Genomic DNA, 16,650 nt, shown 5'->3' with positions numbered 1-16,650 from the left:
ACTTACAGAGCCGCTTCGTCAGATTCGCCGGTACGAATGCGAATGACGCGCTGCAGTTCGGCAACGAAAATTTTGCCGTCGCCAATTTTGCCGGTGTAGGCCGCTTTGCTGATGATATCAATGACCTCTTCAAGCTGGTCATCCGCAATCGCGACATCGATTTTTACTTTTGGCAGGAAATTCACGCTGTATTCCGCACCGCGATAAAGCTCGGCATGACCCTTCTGACGACCAAAGCCTTTCACTTCGGTGACAGTCAGTCCCTGAATACCCATTGAAGACAACGCTTCACGTACGTCTTCGAGTTTGAATGGTTTGATTACAACCGTAACCAGCTTCATAAATCCCCTCCAGTCAGAATTCGGTAATGGCCGCAGCTAACACGTAAGGGACATTGCAAGGGGTGTGCCAGAATTGAAAACAGCGAGAAAATGGCGGGCGATGAGCCAGGAATGGGGTTGAATACCGAACGGGTGAAAAAAAACGCACCATGGCAGTGCACAGTGCGTTTCAGTTTTGCACCAACAGGAATGACTGTTAGCAGCTTGCCTGTTTTTGGTGCATCAGGCGCTCAGCGACTCTTCTTCGCGCGCGCTGGCTGCCAGCTCTTCACCTGCCAGCTGCAGCTGGTACATCTGCCAGTAGCGTCCTTTCTCTTCCAGCAGTTGTCTGTGCGTACCTCGTTCAACGGCCTGTCCACGATGCAGCACCAGGATGGTATCGGCATCGACAATGGTTGAGAGGCGATGCGCGATGACCACCAGCGTGGTGTGATCCCGAACAGCGGCTAGCGCCTGCTGGATGGCCTGCTCGGTACCGGAATCAATGCTGGCCGTCGCTTCATCGAGAATCAGCACCTGCGGCGTTTCAATCAGCACGCGCGCCAGGGCCAGCAGCTGTTTCTGCCCTACGGAGAGGTTATTCCCCTGCTCGCCTAGTTTCGTATTGATACCCTCACTGAACCCGCGCGCCAGATCGGCCAGCTGCACTTTCTCCAGCACCTCCCAGACCTGTTCCTGGGTAAAAGGCCGACCCAGCGTGACGTTAGCGTAGAAGGTATCGGCCAGTACGACCGGGTCCTGTTGCACCATGGCGACGCCCTTACGCAGCACATTGTGGCTGAGTGATGCAAGCGGGCGTTCATCGAGGCGGATCTCACCTTGCGTTAACGGATAGTAGCCCATTAACAGACTGGCGAGCGTGCTCTTGCCGCTGCCGGTATGCCCCACCAGCGCCACGAAGCCGCGCGACGGTACCTCAAGATTAATGTCCTGTAAGACAAGCTGGTCATCGCGGTAAGCAAACGAGACCTTATCAAAGGCAATCGAGCCGCTTTGCAGAGGACGTTCATCATCGCCATAGGTTTGACGCGGTCTGTCCATCAGCTCGAACACGCGTTCACCGGCGACCACCGCCTGTTGCAGCATCGATTGCTGGGTAGTGAGCTCAATCAGGGGTTCGTTAAGGCGCCCCAGATAGCTGATGAAGGCATAGAGCACCCCAACCTCAATGGTTCCACGCGTTGTCAGCCCAAACAGCATCAGCAGGCCACAGAGGACCAGCGCCGAGAACAGGCTAAGCAATGGACGCAGCAGGAAGCCGTCCAGACGTAACGTCTGCATACGCGCCATATAGTGCGAACGGCTGGCTTCGCCCATGCGCTCGCCAAAGCGCGCCTGCTGGCGGAACTGCTGGATGACGCTCATGCCGTTGATCACTTCATTGAAGCCATCATTGATGTCGGCCAGATAAGCGCGCACCCGGCGAACAATCGGCGTGCTGTAGCGCTGGTAGATCACCATCACGATCAGCACCGCCGGGAAGATAGTGATCGCCACCAGCGCCATACGCCAGTCGAGGCTGAACATGGCGACCAGCATCGCACCGATCAGCGCGGCGCTGCGCAACACGGTTGCCACTACGGTGACGTAGAGATCGCGGATCACTTCAGTATCGTTGGTCACGCGCGATATCACCTGCCCGACCGGCTGGGTGTCAAACTCGCTCAGCGGCTGGCGCAGCGCGGCATCCATGACATCCGTACGCAGCTGCTGTACCACGCCCACGGCTGCCCTGTTAAAGAGCAGCGACTGGGCATAGTGCAGCCCTGCCGCAGTTAACTGTAGCCCAACGTAGGCCACGCCTAAGCCTGCGACCAGCCCCCACGGCAGATAGCTTTTCGCCACCATATTGTCGATGAAATAGCTGATAAGCAGGGGGCCGCTGACTTCGGCAATCGCCGCAATCCACAGCAGAAGCACGGCAACCGAAAGCGGTTTACGCCATGGAGAACCGTAGGCCAGAAGGCGTTTGAGCGTCGGCCACATTGTTCCGAGCTTACGCATGGGTCGCCTCCTCATCCAGCGCCGCTTCCAGCTGCTGATAACGATACATGTCGCGATACCAGCCCGGCTGTTCCGCCAGCTGCTCGTGCTGCCCGCGCTGGGCGATATGCCCGTGCTGCAACACCAGAATTTCACTGGCTTCCGTCAGCGCCGACAGGCGGTGGGCGCTGATGATTACCGTGCGTCCTTCTCCCCACTGACGAAGATTGTGCAGGATCTGATGCTCAGTACGGCCATCAACGGCGGAAAGCGCATCGTCCAGGATCAGGATTTCAGCATTCAGCAGCAGCGCACGCGCGATCGAAATTCGCTGCTTTTGTCCGCCGGAGAGCATCACCCCGCGCTCGCCGACTTCCGTTTCATAGCCCTGCGGCAGACGCAAAATATCGTCATGGACGCTGGCTAAGCGCGCCACATGTTCAATCTCGTCCTGTGTTGCCGAAGGATGACCGAGGGCGATATTGTTCGCGATGGTATCGGAGAATAAAAACGGCGTCTGGCTCACCACCGCCAGGCGGCTACGCCAGCCGTCCAGCAGCAGGTTCGACAAGGGAATGTCATGAAAACGAATATCGCCCTGCGTCACGTCGAAGTGGCGCTGCAGCAGAGAGAGAACGGTGCTTTTTCCGGCTCCCGTTGGGCCGCAAATTCCCAGCATCTGTCCGGGCTGCAGCGTGAAGTTCACGTTTTCGAGCACCGGATGCGTCGTCTGCGGATAGCTAAACGACTGAATATCGGCTTTTACGGTCCCGCGCCCGTCGGGAACGGCTTCGCTGCCGTCCTTCACCACCGGCGCTTCCGCCAGCATCGCGCGAATACGGCTGTACGCGGCGCTGCCGCGCTCAACGATGTTAAACATCCACGCCAGCGCCAGCATCGGCCAGATCATCAGCCCCAAATACATGGCAAAGCTGGTCAACTGACCGAGGGTCATGGAACCCTGCACCACCATCCAGCTCCCGCCGCCAATCGCCAGCATATTCGCCATGCCGATGGCGATATAGATCGTCGGGTCAAACCGGGCGTCAATACGCGCCACGCGCATGTTTTTCGCGCCGGTATCCGCCGCATCAGCGGCAAACAGTGCGGACTGCCTGTCTTCCAGGCCGAAGGCTTTGATCATGCGGATGCTGGTCATACTCTCCTGGGTGCGATCGTTGAGCGATGAAAACGCCGCCTGCGCCAGCTTGAAACGCTCGTGAAGCTTTTCACCGTAGCGGTTGATCGCCAGCGCCATCAGCGGCATTGGCAGCAGCGCCAGCAGGGTCAGTTGCCAGCTAATCTGGGTCGACATCACAATCAACACCGCGCAGCCCATGACCAGTGAATCCACCAGCGTCAGCACCCCTTCCCCGGCGGCAAAGACCACGCGGTCCACGTCGTTGGTGGCGCGTGCAATGAGGTCACCGGTCCGGTGGCGCAGATAAAATTCAGGATGCTGGCGGCTCAGCTGGCGGTAAAAATCTTCACGCAGCTCAACGGCCAGCTGATAGGACGCACCGAATAAGAGCACGCGCCAGACGTAGCGCAGCAGGTATACAATCACCGCGGTCAGCACCAGCGTGCCGACCCACATCAACACCCGTGCGGTGGTGTAATGCTGTTCGGTGACGCCATCCACGACGTACCCCACCACTTTCGGCGGGATCAGCTGCAGGATGGCAATGATAATAAGCAGGCATACCGCGCCGAGGTAGCGTTGCCACTCCCGACGAAAGTACCAGCTTAATTGGGCAAATAATCGCACGCGGTTAGTTCCTGAAGGTATTTTTCGAAGTTATTCAATGGGTAATGCTGTGGTGTATTTTATCTGTTCCATCGCGAAACTTGAGGTGACATCCGACAAGCCCGGTACGCTGTTGACCAGCCGCTTGTAGAAATCATCATAGCGCTTCATGTCGGCCACCTGGACGCGCATCAGGTAATCGTATTCTCCCGCCATACGCCAGAAGCCGAGCACCTCGGGCATCTCAGAAACCTGAGTGACAAAGCGGCAATACCATTCGCTGCTGTGGTGCTGCGTTTTTATCAGGACAAAGGCCGTCAGTCCAAGCCCCAGTTTTTCGGGATCTAATAACGCCACACGGCCCAGCAGCACGCCGTCATCTTCCAGCTTCTTGAGGCGTTTCCAGCACGGTGTGGTGGTCAGATTAACGGCATCTGCTAACGCCTGCAAAGAGAGGGTGCAGTCCGTTTGCAACAATGAAAGCAGCTTGCGGTCAATTTTATCTAGCATACCCACCTCGCAGAGAAAATTTTTCTCCCTACATTCTATTTTAAAGGCCAGATAGCAACAATTTTTTCTGTGCTTTTCGCTATGCTAGGCACAAAATGACAAACGGATAACTACGATGAATAGCACCTGGGTTAAACATGCGATCAGCGAAATCAATGCCGACTATCAGCGCTCGGCGGATACGCACCTGATTCGCCTTTCCCTGCCGGGATTTGACGGCATTCAGCTCTATCTGAAAGACGAAAGCACTCATCCTACCGGTAGCCTGAAGCATCGTCTGGCACGTTCCCTGTTCTTATACGGTTTATGTAACGGCTGGATTAAAGAAGGCACCACTATCATTGAATCCTCATCCGGTTCAACGGCGGTGTCTGAAGCCTATTTTGCCCGCCTGCTGGGCCTGCCGTTTATCGCTGTCATGCCGTCCTGCACTGCCAGACGCAAAATCGAACAGATCGAATTTTACGGCGGACGCTGCCACTTTGTGGAAAGCGCCTGCGAAATCTACGCCGCCTCTGAAATGCTGGCGCGCGAGCTGAACGGCCACTATATGGACCAGTTCACCTTCGCCGAGCGCGCCACCGACTGGCGCGGCAATAACAACATTGCCGACAGTATTTTCCGCCAGATGACCCACGAGCCGCACCCGGTTCCGTCGTACATTGTAATGAGCGCCGGTACGGGCGGCACGTCTGCCACTATCGGCCGCTACATCCGCTGTCAGGGCTACGATACCCAGCTGATGGTGGTTGACCCCCAGAACTCCGTGTTCCTCGACTTCTGGCAAAACCGCGATGCCGGTCTGCGCAGCCCGATAGGGAGCAAAATTGAAGGCATCGGCCGCCCGCGCGTGGAGCCCTCTTTCATCCCCGACGTTGTGGATGAGATGATGCGCGTGCCGGATGCCGCCAGCGTGGCCACCGCACACTGGCTAGAAACGCAGCTGGGGCGCAAAGTGGGCGCGTCGACGGGCACCAATATGTGGGGCGCACTGCAGCTTGCCGCACGTATGCGCGAAGAGGGCCGCACCGGTTCCATCGTCACGCTGCTGTGCGACAGCGGCGAGCGTTATCTTGAGACCTACTACAACGCGGAATGGGTGCAGGCCAACATCGGCGATATCGCCCCGTGGAAAGCGCAGATTGCACAGCTTGTGAAATAAAAAAAGCCAGACCGAAGTCTGGCTTGCTGGAAGGGTCTCACTATTCGGGGGAATACGGGAGGTTGTTATTGTCCAGCCAATGCGTCAAAAAATGGGACACTGCTTCATTGCCGCAGTGTCCGATAACCGGCAGATGGGGAAGTTCCGCTTTTAACTGCGCCATCGCGTTCCCCATAATCAGACCGCGACCGACGCTGCCCAGCATCTCGCGGTCGTTCATGGCATCGCCAAACGCCATACAATCCTGCATCGTTAAGCCCAGGTGGTCGCTCAGAACCGCCAGGGCTGAACCTTTGTTACAGCCCACCGGCAGCACTTCCAGACAATCCACCGCCGAGAAGGTCAGATGCGCCCGGTCGCCCAGCGCCTCATTCAGCTGAATCCGTAAGCGACAGAGATCGTCATGATCGCCGCAAAAGCAGATCTTGGTGACCGCATGGGCGGGGATCCGACGCAGATCGATCAGCTGGTATTTAAAGCCGCTGTAAACATGCGCGTGCAATAATTCCGGGATTTCGCTGCCGGTAAACCAGCCCCCATCGTTAAAAACGTGGATGCTGGCCTGCGTATCCCAGGTGCTGTGCAGCACGATGTCCGCCACTTCCGGGTTAAGATCCTGTCGGTGCAGCACATCGCCTTCCACGGAGTGAATTCGCGTCCCGTTGCCGGTGATCAGAAAGGCGTCGAGGGAAAACGCGCCCAGCAAATGGCGCATTTCCAGCACATGACGACCGGTGGCAAACGTCAGGGTGACATCACGCTCGCGCAGGCGCTTCAGGGTACTCAGGGTTTTCTCCCCCAGACGGTGATCCGGCATTAACAGCGTGCCGTCCATATCAAATGCAGCGAGCCGGGCCATGATTACTCCTGAAAATGTGATGCGATTAACTTGTGTATCAGTATCGTGTGAGATATACGGAAGTAATAGTGAATAGATGATAATTATTGTTCCGGGTTTCTTATGCGCCAGCTTAATCGTCTTAATCAGTATCAGCGGCTGTGGCAACCTTCCGAGGGTGCAACGCAACAGGTCACTATCAGCGAGTTGGCTGCCCGCTGTTTTTGTAGCGAGCGGCATGTCCGAACGCTGCTGCGTCAGGCTCAGGAGGCAGGGTGGCTCAGCTGGCGAGCGCAGTCTGGTCGCGGAAAGCGGGGTGAGCTGACGTTTCACGTCACCCCGGAATCGCTGCGCAATGTGATGATGGAAGAGGCGCTGAAAAGCGGGCAGCAACATAACGCCCTCGAACTGGCACAGCTTGCGCCTGAGGTTTTACGTGCATTGCTGCATCCATTTCTGGGCGGCCACTGGCAAAACGATTCGCCGACGCTGCGTATCCCCTACTACCGCTCGCTGGATCCCCTTCATCCCGGATTTTTGCCCGGTCGGGCGGAGCAACATCTGGCCGGGCATGTTTTCTCCGGGCTGACGCGCTTTCACGGCAGCGGCAGCGAACCGACGGGTGATCTGGCGCACCACTGGGAGGTCTCGGCGGACGGCCTGCGGTGGCACTTTTACATCCGTTCCACCCTGCACTGGCATAACGGCGATAAAATCGAGACGGCACAGCTTCAGCGAAGCCTGACGGCGCTGCTGGCGCTGCCAGCCCTGCGTAAGCTGTTTCAGAGCGTATTACGCATTGACGTCCCCCACCCGCAGTGTCTGACATTTACCCTCCATCAGCCGGATCACTGGCTTGCGCACCGCCTGGCGACATACTGCAGTCGCCTCGCCCATCCCGACCAGCCCATGACGGGCAGCGGTCCTTTCAAACTGAGCGTGTTCGATCCTGAATTGGTTCGTCTGGAAAGCCACGAGCAGTACCATCTTAGCCACCCGCTGCTGAAAGCAATTGAATACTGGATCACGCCGACGCTGTTTGACTACGGGCTTGGCACCAGCTGTCGTCATCCGGTACAAATTGCCATTGGCGAGCTTGATGAACTGGAAAACCTGCGACTGGTGAGCAGCAGTACCAGCCTGGGGTTTTGTTATCTCACGCTGAAGCACAGCCCACACCTGAACAAAATGCAGGCACAACGGCTGATCAATATCATCCATCTCTCGACGCTGCTGCACACGCTGCCGTTGAATGAGGGTTTAATCACGCCAACGGAAGAACTCCTGCCCGGCTGGGATATACCGCAGTGGCCTGATTTAACGGATGTTCGTCTGCCTGAAACATTGACGCTGCTTTATCATCTGCCGGTTGAACTCCACACCATGGCAAACCAGCTGAAACAGTACCTTGCCCAACAAGGCTGTGAGCTTAGGGTCATTTTTCACGATGCCAAAACATGGGACGGATGCCAGCGACTGGCAGAGGCGGATATCATGATGGGTGACAGGCTGATTGGGGAAGCGCCAGAGTATACGCTTGAGCAGTGGCTCCGCTGTGATGCGCTTTGGCCGCACCTGTTAAGCGCGCCACAGTTTGCTCATCTACAAGCCACGCTGGATGCGGTTCAGACCCAGGCCGACGAACTGGCACGGCATGCTGGCCTGAAGGCCATTTTTAGCCAGCTTATGGAAAATGCGGTGATTACACCGCTATTTAACTACCAGTATCAAATCAGCGCCCCACCGGGCGTTAACGGTATTCGGCTTAATACCCGTGGCTGGTTTGATTTCACCGAAGCCTGGCTTCCTGCCCCCAAATCGTGAAGAAGCTGGTCGGCGCTGAAGTCAGGCGTTAACATACTGTTTTTACCGTAACTGTCGAGATGATTTATGAAACGTGCCGTCGTCGTATTCAGCGGAGGACAAGATTCCACTACCTGCCTGGTTCAGGCTCTTCATCAGTACGATGAAGTTCACTGCGTGACTTTCGATTATGGTCAGCGCCACCGCGCTGAAATCGACGTGGCCCGTGAACTGGTTTTGAAACTGGGCGCACGCGCGCACAAGGTGCTGGACGTTACGCTGTTGAATGAACTGGCCATCAGTAGCCTCACCCGGGACAGTATCCCGGTACCTGACTACGAACCCGATGCCAGCGGTATTCCGAATACCTTTGTGCCGGGCCGCAATATTCTGTTCCTGACGCTGACCGCAATCTACGCCTATCAGGTGCAAGCCGAAGCGGTGATCACGGGCGTGTGCGAGACCGATTTCTCCGGCTACCCGGACTGTCGTGATGAGTTCGTGAAAGCGCTCAACCACGCCGTCAATCTTGGCATGGCAAAAGAGACGCGCTTTGAAACTCCGCTGATGTGGCTGGATAAGGCCGAAACCTGGGCGCTGGCCGACTACTGGGGCAAGCTGGACCTGGTTCGCAGCGAGACGCTCACCTGCTATAACGGCATCAAAGGCGACGGTTGTGGCCAGTGCGCGGCCTGTAATCTGCGTGCGAATGGGCTGAACCATTATCTTGCCGATAAAGTCGGCGTGATGACCGCGATGCAGAAAAAAACCGGGCTTAAATAGGGTTAATTCCTCGTGCTGTCGCAAAACGGGTGTCGACAGCACGAGTACGCCTTAACATGTCTTACACGATCATCAGCTCCAGCTTTTCTCGCAACTCCCCTTCCAGCGGCAGCGCTTTCTGCGTTTTCAGATCGATACAGACAAAGGTGATCAGCGCATCAGCCACTATCTGCCCTTCAGGATCCAGCGTCACCACCTGGCTCAACACCCCGCTTTTACCGTTTAGTTGCTGAACCTGACTGGTGACGGTCAGCACATCCCCCAGCACAGCCGGACGGCGGTAGTTGATGTTGATATTGACGACCACGAACGCGATGTTGTGCGCGGTCAGCCACTGAAAGCTTTCGCTGTTTTCCAACCCGTCCCAGCGCGCCTCTTCAAGAAACTCAAGATAGCGGGCGTTGTTCACGTGCTGGTAAACGTCGAGATGGAAACCGCGTACTTTGATTTTTGTCTGCATAGCGCAATAGCCTTTACTGTTATTGTAGGATGAGAGGTCATAACTGGTATGACCTCTTTATCCTGGCAAAATTTGGCCGCAGTGCAAGAAATTGCGTAATTACAACGTCAGGTGTGAGAGGTTGCGCTCAACCAGTGCGCTCCCCATTCCCGGTACCTGTTTGAGATCGTCGACCGTTTTGAAAGGACCATATTCTTCGCGGTAGCTGACGATAGCCTGCGCTTTTTTCAGGCCGACGCCATTCATGATGCGGGCGAGATCTTCCGCAGAGGCCGAATTGATGCTGACCCGCGTACCGTCATTATCGGTATTTTTACCGACGTCAGTCGCTTTGGTTTGCCCCTGCACCGGCGCTGCCGCGTCAGACTTGCTCTGCGTAGTCTGTGGTTTAGCGGCGGGCGTCACCGCCAGCGCACCCGCACTCATCCCGGTGGTGGCAATAGCCAGCGTAATTAACAGTGCTTTGATTCCACGTTTCATGCTGTTATCTCCTTGTTTGTTGACAGCCACGCCACGATAGCCGCCGGGTAAAACGGGCACAAACAGCAGATTGCAGAAATGGAAAAGGCCGCGAAAGCGGCCTTTAGTTTTTGCAGAGCGTTACGAAAATCTGCGAGCAGACTCGTAATTACTGCTGCTGAGTCATCACATCACCCAGCTTGATTTTTGCTTCTTTACGCAGGTTGCTCATCATGGCTTCGAAGGCAATCTGGGCATTGTTCTGGGTAATCCCCTGAACCATCGCTTTCTTCTGTGCTTCTGGCAGCGTGCCCGCTTTCACTTCATCCAGCGCCAGCAGAACGACGTTACCCTGCATATCGGTTGTGGTGCCAAAGCTTGGTTTATCCTTCGCAGGCAGCGTCAGACCAAACGCGGCCTGGCTGATTGGGTCCTGACCGGTACGGCTCAGCGTTTTCGCCTCACCGAAGCTCAGGCCAGCGGCTTTCAGCGCGTCCTCTTTACCTGCTTTCAGGTCAACCAGGATCTTCTCAGCATCCAGTTTTGCCTGCTGCTCAGCTTTGTTGTGCTTAACCTGCGCAACAACCTGATCTTTCACTTCCGCCAGCGGCTTAACGGCTTCCGCTTTGTGCTCACTGACACGCAGAACGAATGCACGGTCACCGTCAACGGTAATGATGTCAGAGTTGCTGCCCGGCGTGCCGTTCTCGCCCACCAGACCACCGTTGAAGATGGCGTCAGAAACCGGCTTGAAGTTCAGCTCTTCCGGCAGATTGTCGCGTCCAAACCAGCCTGTTTCAACCGCTTTGACACCCGCCGCCTGCTCTGCACCCGCCAGAGATTCATTGTCGTTGCTCGCCGCATCGCTCACTTTCTGCTGCAGTGCGTAATAAGCATCCAGCGCTTTTTCCTGTTTCACTTTCGCCGCGATATCATCGCGAACGTCAGCCAGCGGCTTGGTCTTTGCCGCGGTGATGTCGTCCAGACGCACGACCAGGAAACCAACGGAAGACTTAACGACGCCTGACAGCTGGCCTTTCTCTTTCAGACCGGCATTTTTCAGCTCGTCCGGCGTGGTCGCATCTTCCAGCCAGCCCATATCACCGCCGTTTTTCGCAGAGATAATGTCGGTGGATTTTGCTTTCGCGACGGTCGCGAAATCAGCGCCTTTGTTCAGCTCCTCCAGCACGGCTTTGGCATCTGCCTCGGTCTTCGTCTGAATCACACTGTAGCGGTTACGCTGCGGCTGAGTGAACTGATCCTGATGCTGGTCGTAGTAAGACTGGATTTCCGCGTCAGACGCGGTTTCCTGCAGCGCAGCCGCATCCAGTTTGATGTAGCTCACGCGGAACTGCTCAGGCGCAACGAAAGTGTTCTTGTTCTGCTCGTAGTAAGCGTTAACTTCTGCGTCACTCACTTGCTGCTTTGCCGCCAGCGCATTCACATCGATTGTCGCTTCACGCACGACACGCTGCTGAGCCACCAGCGCAGCCAGTTCGTCGGTTTCACCTTTGAGCATGAAATCGGTGCCTACAACGGCATTGATGAGCTGCTGAGTGGTCAACTGGTTACGCAGCGCCTGCGCGTACTGATCGGCAGTCATGCCCATCTGGTTTACGATGCTGTTGTAACGGGCGTTGTCGAATTTGCCGTTAGACTGGAATGCCGGGGTTGAGAAGATGGCTTTTTTGACCTGCTCATCGCTAATGCCCAGACCCAGTCCCTTTGCATACTGGTCCAGCAATGCTTCATCGATAAGGCGATTAAGCGTCTGCTGACGCAAGGTTTTCATATAGCCTTCGTTCGCTGCCAGTTCAGAGAATTGATCGCCCAGCTGTTGCTGCATACGGTTACGTTCACCGGCGAAAGCGTTCTCGAACTGCCCACGGCTGATCTCCTGGCCGTTCACTTTTGCGGCATAGTTCGCGCCACCGCCGATAAGGTAACTGCTCACGCCGGTCAAAATGAACGACACGATAATGATACCGAAAATAATCTTGAGCACGAGACTGTTAGCAGCCGTGCGTAAGCTGTCCATCATGGTGTAACAACACTCCGCTGTAGGTGACTGGTTACCTGACGCTGACGGGAAATCCTTACCGTCGCGCGTAAAGGCGTATTGTGACAAGAAAACGGGGCGATTGTCAGCCCACAACTCGCATAAACTCGCACAAATCAGGTCTGGACAAACAAAAAAGGCACATCAAATGATGCGCCCTTGTACTTTTCGGCTTCCCTGAAGCGGGAAAGCAATCAGTTTACTGCGTCTTTCAGCGCTTTACCTGCACGGAAACCCGGCACTTTAGCGGCAGCAATGGTGATCTCTTTACCGGTTTGAGGGTTGCGGCCAGTACGGGCAGCACGCTCTTTAACAGCAAAAGTACCGAAGCCTACCAGCGCAACGTCGTCCCCAGACTGCAGAGATTCAGTAACAGAAGCAATTAATGCATCTAACGCACGTCCAGCTGCAGCTTTAGAAATATCAGCACCAGCAGCAATTTTGTCAATCAGTTGAGATTTATTCACTGTTCTCTTCCTCTCTTTTATAATTTATATCGCACCTGAATCCTTCACAGCGCGACCGCGCAGCAGTTATATCAGGCCTGCCATGACCTTACAACACCCGTTGTTGATGGCTAACCCAATCAGCAATCTAAATTAGCTATACAAAAAAAGGCTGGCAAGTGCGAAATGACTTACCAGCCTTGTTTTTATTGACGCTCTTTGCGCGAGGTCACTATTTTGCGGTTACAACCTGCATTCCGGAGGGTTCATTCTGCAGTGCGAGACTAAGAACTTCCTCAATGCGTTTCACCGGATGGATCTGCAGATCGGCAATCACGTTGTCCGGAATCTCTTCCAGATCGCGTTTATTTTCGTAAGGAATCAATACGGTTTTGATCCCACCACGATGTGCCGCCAGCAGTTTTTCTTTCAATCCACCGATTGGCAGTACCTGACCACGCAGGGTAATTTCACCGGTCATCGCCACGTCGGCACGCACCGGGTTGCCTGTCAGACAAGAAACCAGTGCGGTACACATAGCAATACCCGCACTTGGGCCATCTTTCGGCGTCGCCCCTTCCGGAACGTGAACGTGAATGTCGCGTTTTTCGTAGAAATCCGCGTTAATGCCCAGTTTTTCCGCGCGCGCGCGCACCACGGTCAATGCCGCCTGAATAGACTCCTGCATCACTTCACCCAGCGAGCCGGTGTAGGTCAGCTTGCCTTTGCCCGGCACGCAGGCGGTTTCGATGGTCAGCAGATCGCCACCCACTTCCGTCCATGCCAGACCAGTCACCTGACCAACGCGGTTTTCATTGTCTGCGCGACCGTAATCAAAGCGCTGTACGCCCAGGTAGGCGTGCAGATTGTCGCCGTTAATCGAGATGTGTTTCAGGCTCTTATCCAGCAGCAGCTGTTTCACCGCCTTACGGCACAGTTTAGAAATTTCACGCTCAAGGCTACGCACGCCCGCTTCACGGGTGTAGTAGCGGATGATGCCAACAATCGCGCTGTCCTCAACGGTCAGCTCGTTCGCTTTCAGCGCGTTACGCTCAATCTGCTTCGGCAACAGGTGCTGTTTCGCAATGTTCAGCTTTTCGTCTTCGGTATAGCCGGAGAGACGGATCACTTCCATACGGTCCAGCAGCGGGGCCGGAATGTTCATGGAGTTGGACGTCGCCACGAACATCACATCGCTCAGATCGTAGTCCACTTCCAGGTAGTGATCGCTGAACGCCACGTTCTGTTCTGGATCAAGCACTTCCAGCAGCGCAGACGCCGGATCGCCACGCATGTCTGACGACATTTTGTCGATCTCATCGAGCAGGAACAGCGGGTTTTTAACGCCCACTTTCGCCATCTTCTGGATCAGTTTACCCGGCATTGAACCGATGTAGGTACGGCGGTGACCGCGGATTTCCGCTTCATCGCGTACGCCACCCAGCGCCATGCGGATATACTTACGTCCGGTCGCTTTGGCGATGGACTGACCCAGAGAGGTTTTACCTACCCCTGGCGGCCCTACCAGACACAGGATTGGGCCTTTGATTTTGTTCACACGGCTTTGTACCGCGAGGTACTCAAGAATGCGGTCTTTCACGCGCTCCAGGCCGTAGTGGTCGGTATCCAGGATCTCCTGCGCCTGACGCAGATCTTTTTTGACCTTGCTGCGGGCGTTCCACGGAACCTGTACCATCCACTCAATGTAGCCGCGCACGACGGTCGCTTCAGCCGACATTGGAGACATCATTTTCAGCTTCTGCAGCTCGGCTTCCGCTTTCTCTTTCGCCTCTTTCGGCATCTTCGCCGCGTCGATCTTACGCTTCAGCGCTTCGTTTTCGTCCGGCGCGTCGTCCATCTCGCCCAGCTCTTTCTGAATGGCCTTCATTTGCTCATTCAGATAGTACTCACGCTGAGATTTCTCCATCTGCTTTTTCACGCGGTTGCGAATACGCTTCTCAACCTGCAGCAGATCGATTTCAGATTCCATCATCGCCATCAGGTATTCCAGACGTTCGTTAACGTCGGACATTTCCAGCACGGACTGTTTGTCAGCCAGCTTCAGCGGCATATGGGCAGCGATGGTGTCCGCCAGACGCGCAGGATCGTCGATGCTGTTCAGCGACGTTAGCACTTCTGGTGGGATTTTCTTGTTCAGCTTGATATAGCCTTCAAACTGGCTAATCGCGGTGCGCACCAGCACTTCCTGCTCGCGCTCATCAAGCTCAGGCGAATCAAGGTACTCTGCCTTGGCAGAGAAGTGTTCGCCATCGTCTGACAAAGTGGTAATACGCGCACGCTGCAGGCCTTCTACCAGCACCTTCACGGTGCCGTCAGGCAGCTTCAGCATCTGCAAAATAGAGGCCACGGTCCCGACGGTGAAAAGATCGTTTACACCCGGCTCATCCGTTGATGCTTCTTTCTGCGCCACCAGCATGATTTTTTTATCATGATCCATGGCGGCTTCGAGGCAACGGATAGATTTTTCCCGCCCTACAAATAAGGGTATGACCATGTGCGGATAAACCACCACATCGCGCAACGGCAATACGGGGATTTCAATGCGTTCAGAACGCTCAGGATTCATAGAGCTCTCTCTTAGTTTAGTGTCCGCCAGGTAAACTGGTTATGTCACTGTGCTTCACACAACCATTAACATGTAACCAGTATATGGGGATGTTTCCCACACATTCAACGCCATGAATACGGAAAAAGTAAAGGGGAGATAAAATCCCCCCTTTTTGAATAACTGCTTGTATGATTTGGTGAATTATTCGCCAGATGCCTGCTGAGCTTCCGGTTTGCCGTAAATCAGCAGCGGCTTGGTCTGCCCGCCGATAACGGACTCGTCGATAACCACTTTTTCGACATCTTCCATGGACGGTAGGTCGTACATGGTGTCGAGCAGTGCTGCTTCAACGATAGAACGCAGGCCACGCGCGCCGGTTTTACGGACCATTGCTTTCTTGGCGATCGCGTCCAACGCTTCGTCACGGAATTCCAGCTCAACGCCTTCCAGATTGAACAGCGCCTGATACTGCTTGGTCAGCGCGTTTTTCGGCTCTTTCAGGATCTGGATCAGCGCGTCTTCGCTCAGTTCATTCAGCGTTGCCACAACCGGCAGACGACCAATGAACTCAGGGATAAGACCAAATTTGATCAGATCTTCCGGCTCAACCTGTGACAGCAGCTCACCTTCGTTTGGTTTTTCGGAGGTGGATTTCACCGTCGCGCCAAAACCAATGCCGGAGCCAGTTTCAACACGGTGAGAGATCACTTTATCAAGGCCTGCAAACGCACCGCCGCAGATAAACAGGATTTTGGAGGTATCAACCTGCAGGAACTCCTGCTGCGGATGTTTACGACCGCCCTGCGGTGGAACGGCGGCAACCGTACCTTCGATCAATTTCAACAGCGCCTGCTGCACGCCTTCGCCCGATACGTCACGGGTGATGGACGGGTTGTCAGACTTACGGGAGATCTTGTCAATCTCATCGATGTAGACAATCCCGCGCTGCGCTTTCTGTACGTCGTAGTCGCACTTCTGCAGCAGTTTCTGGATGATGTTTTCAACGTCTTCACCCACATAACCGGCTTCGGTCAGGGTGGTGGCATCAGCCATGGTAAACGGAACATCCAGCAGACGCGCCAGCGTTTCGGCCAGCAGCGTTTTACCGGAGCCGGTTGGGCCAATCAGCAGAATGTTACTTTTGCCCAGTTCCACACCGTTACTGGTATCGCCGTTACGCAGACGTTTGTAGTGGTTGTATACCGCCACTGCCAGCACTTTCTTGGCCTGCTCCTGGCCGATGACGTAGTCGTCAAGGTGATGACGAATTTCATGCGGCGTTGGCAACGCGCTACGCTCACGGTGTGGCGCAACTTCTTTAATCTCTTCGCGAATGATGTCGTTACATAAATCGACACATTCATCGCAGATATACACGGACGGCCCGGCAATCAGTTTACGCACTTCATGCTGGCTTTTGCCGCAAAAAGAGCAGTACAGCAATTTGCCCGAACCATCTTTGCGTTTATCTGTCATGAGTCCAAACCTCT

At 55.2% G+C, this 16,650-nt stretch carries 14 protein-coding genes; 3 read left to right on the top strand and 11 right to left on the bottom strand.

The window, feature by feature from the left end; translation table 11 throughout:
* Window positions 1-2 precede the first annotated feature (2 nt).
* The 4 genes from glnK to AC2T6E_RS18590 form a co-directional block, all read right to left on the bottom strand.
* Window positions 3-341 (bottom strand): P-II family nitrogen regulator, encoded by a 339-nt coding sequence (gene glnK, locus AC2T6E_RS18605; RefSeq protein ID WP_486692816.1) that lies wholly within the window; start codon window positions 339-341, stop codon window positions 3-5.
* 222 nt (window positions 342-563) lie between these two features.
* On the bottom strand, window positions 564-2,345 hold the full coding sequence (locus AC2T6E_RS18600) for a SmdB family multidrug efflux ABC transporter permease/ATP-binding protein (protein WP_260662960.1): 1,782 nt from the start codon (window positions 2,343-2,345) through the stop codon (window positions 564-566).
* A complete protein-coding gene (locus tag AC2T6E_RS18595; RefSeq protein WP_100167112.1) occupies window positions 2,338-4,092 on the bottom strand; it encodes a SmdA family multidrug ABC transporter permease/ATP-binding protein in 1,755 nt (584 codons plus the stop codon). The genes AC2T6E_RS18600 and AC2T6E_RS18595 overlap by 8 nt, the downstream gene beginning before the upstream one ends.
* A 30-nt stretch (window positions 4,093-4,122) precedes the next feature.
* Entirely contained in the window at window positions 4,123-4,581 is a 459-nt protein-coding gene (locus AC2T6E_RS18590; protein ID WP_010428130.1) for an Lrp/AsnC family transcriptional regulator, read from the bottom strand.
* A gap of 115 nt (window positions 4,582-4,696) precedes the next feature.
* Between AC2T6E_RS18590 and AC2T6E_RS18585 the strand changes: the two genes are divergently transcribed.
* On the top strand, window positions 4,697-5,743 hold the full coding sequence (locus AC2T6E_RS18585) for a PLP-dependent cysteine synthase family protein (RefSeq protein ID WP_278435631.1): 1,047 nt from the start codon (window positions 4,697-4,699) through the stop codon (window positions 5,741-5,743).
* 40 nt (window positions 5,744-5,783) lie between these two features.
* On the opposite strand, the gene cof is transcribed toward AC2T6E_RS18585, so the two are convergent.
* Window positions 5,784-6,602, bottom strand: a complete 819-nt coding sequence (gene cof, locus AC2T6E_RS18580) for an HMP-PP phosphatase (protein WP_010428126.1) — start codon at window positions 6,600-6,602, stop codon at window positions 5,784-5,786.
* Window positions 6,603-6,704: 102 nt separating this feature from the next.
* Between cof and AC2T6E_RS18575 the strand changes: the two genes are divergently transcribed.
* Window positions 6,705-8,405: an SgrR family transcriptional regulator gene (locus AC2T6E_RS18575; protein ID WP_278435632.1), complete on the top strand. Its 1,701-nt coding sequence runs from the start codon at window positions 6,705-6,707 to the stop codon at window positions 8,403-8,405.
* Between the two features lie 66 nt (window positions 8,406-8,471).
* Complete coding sequence (gene queC, locus AC2T6E_RS18570; RefSeq protein WP_278435633.1) at window positions 8,472-9,167, top strand: 7-cyano-7-deazaguanine synthase QueC; 696 nt, start codon at window positions 8,472-8,474, stop codon at window positions 9,165-9,167.
* Between the two features lie 61 nt (window positions 9,168-9,228).
* Here the strand turns inward: queC and AC2T6E_RS18565 are convergent, their stop codons facing one another.
* The 6 genes from AC2T6E_RS18565 to clpX all read right to left on the bottom strand — a co-directional run bounded on the left by AC2T6E_RS18565 (window position 9,229) and on the right by clpX (window position 16,636).
* Window positions 9,229-9,627: a YbgC/FadM family acyl-CoA thioesterase gene (locus AC2T6E_RS18565; RefSeq protein WP_089599335.1), complete on the bottom strand. Its 399-nt coding sequence runs from the start codon at window positions 9,625-9,627 to the stop codon at window positions 9,229-9,231.
* 99 nt (window positions 9,628-9,726) lie between these two features.
* Window positions 9,727-10,107: a helix-hairpin-helix domain-containing protein gene (locus tag AC2T6E_RS18560; protein ID WP_278435634.1), complete on the bottom strand. Its 381-nt coding sequence runs from the start codon at window positions 10,105-10,107 to the stop codon at window positions 9,727-9,729.
* A gap of 148 nt (window positions 10,108-10,255) precedes the next feature.
* Window positions 10,256-12,127 (bottom strand): peptidylprolyl isomerase, encoded by a 1,872-nt coding sequence (gene ppiD / locus AC2T6E_RS18555; RefSeq protein WP_126816828.1) that lies wholly within the window; start codon window positions 12,125-12,127, stop codon window positions 10,256-10,258.
* Window positions 12,128-12,339: 212 nt separating this feature from the next.
* Window positions 12,340-12,612, bottom strand: coding sequence for a nucleoid-associated protein HU-beta (hupB, locus tag AC2T6E_RS18550; protein ID WP_010428111.1), 273 nt, complete (start codon window positions 12,610-12,612; stop codon window positions 12,340-12,342).
* 211 nt (window positions 12,613-12,823) lie between these two features.
* Window positions 12,824-15,178, bottom strand: a complete 2,355-nt coding sequence (gene lon, locus AC2T6E_RS18545) for an endopeptidase La (protein ID WP_148400305.1) — start codon at window positions 15,176-15,178, stop codon at window positions 12,824-12,826.
* A gap of 183 nt (window positions 15,179-15,361) precedes the next feature.
* Complete coding sequence (gene clpX, locus AC2T6E_RS18540; RefSeq protein WP_010428107.1) at window positions 15,362-16,636, bottom strand: ATP-dependent protease ATP-binding subunit ClpX; 1,275 nt, start codon at window positions 16,634-16,636, stop codon at window positions 15,362-15,364.
* Between the last annotated feature and the right edge of the window lie 14 nt (window positions 16,637-16,650).

It is taken from the genome of Enterobacter sp. B79-1, from assembly GCF_057444735.1.
The sequence above is the reverse complement of the archived record's forward strand: the minus strand, read 5'-3'. Positions and strand labels throughout refer to the sequence as shown.

Bases quoted from the DNA above. Each gene is read 5' to 3' on its own strand.
- ppiD (WP_126816828.1), bottom strand. From the start codon at position 12,127: ATGATGGACAGCTTACGCACGGCTGCTAACAGTCTCGTGCTCAAGATT.
- AC2T6E_RS18575 (WP_278435632.1), top strand. From the start codon at position 6,705: ATGCGCCAGCTTAATCGTCTTAATCAGTATCAGCGGCTGTGGCAACCT.
- AC2T6E_RS18585 (WP_278435631.1), top strand. From the start codon at position 4,697: ATGAATAGCACCTGGGTTAAACATGCGATCAGCGAAATCAATGCCGAC.
- queC (WP_278435633.1), top strand. From the start codon at position 8,472: ATGAAACGTGCCGTCGTCGTATTCAGCGGAGGACAAGATTCCACTACC.
- AC2T6E_RS18600 (WP_260662960.1), bottom strand. From the start codon at position 2,345: ATGCGTAAGCTCGGAACAATGTGGCCGACGCTCAAACGCCTTCTGGCC.
- AC2T6E_RS18560 (WP_278435634.1), bottom strand. From the start codon at position 10,107: ATGAAACGTGGAATCAAAGCACTGTTAATTACGCTGGCTATTGCCACC.
- clpX (WP_010428107.1), bottom strand. From the start codon at position 16,636: ATGACAGATAAACGCAAAGATGGTTCGGGCAAATTGCTGTACTGCTCT.
- AC2T6E_RS18565 (WP_089599335.1), bottom strand. From the start codon at position 9,627: ATGCAGACAAAAATCAAAGTACGCGGTTTCCATCTCGACGTTTACCAG.
- AC2T6E_RS18590 (WP_010428130.1), bottom strand. From the start codon at position 4,581: ATGCTAGATAAAATTGACCGCAAGCTGCTTTCATTGTTGCAAACGGAC.
- lon (WP_148400305.1), bottom strand. From the start codon at position 15,178: ATGAATCCTGAGCGTTCTGAACGCATTGAAATCCCCGTATTGCCGTTG.
- glnK (WP_486692816.1), bottom strand. From the start codon at position 341: ATGAAGCTGGTTACGGTTGTAATCAAACCATTCAAACTCGAAGACGTA.
- cof (WP_010428126.1), bottom strand. From the start codon at position 6,602: ATGGCCCGGCTCGCTGCATTTGATATGGACGGCACGCTGTTAATGCCG.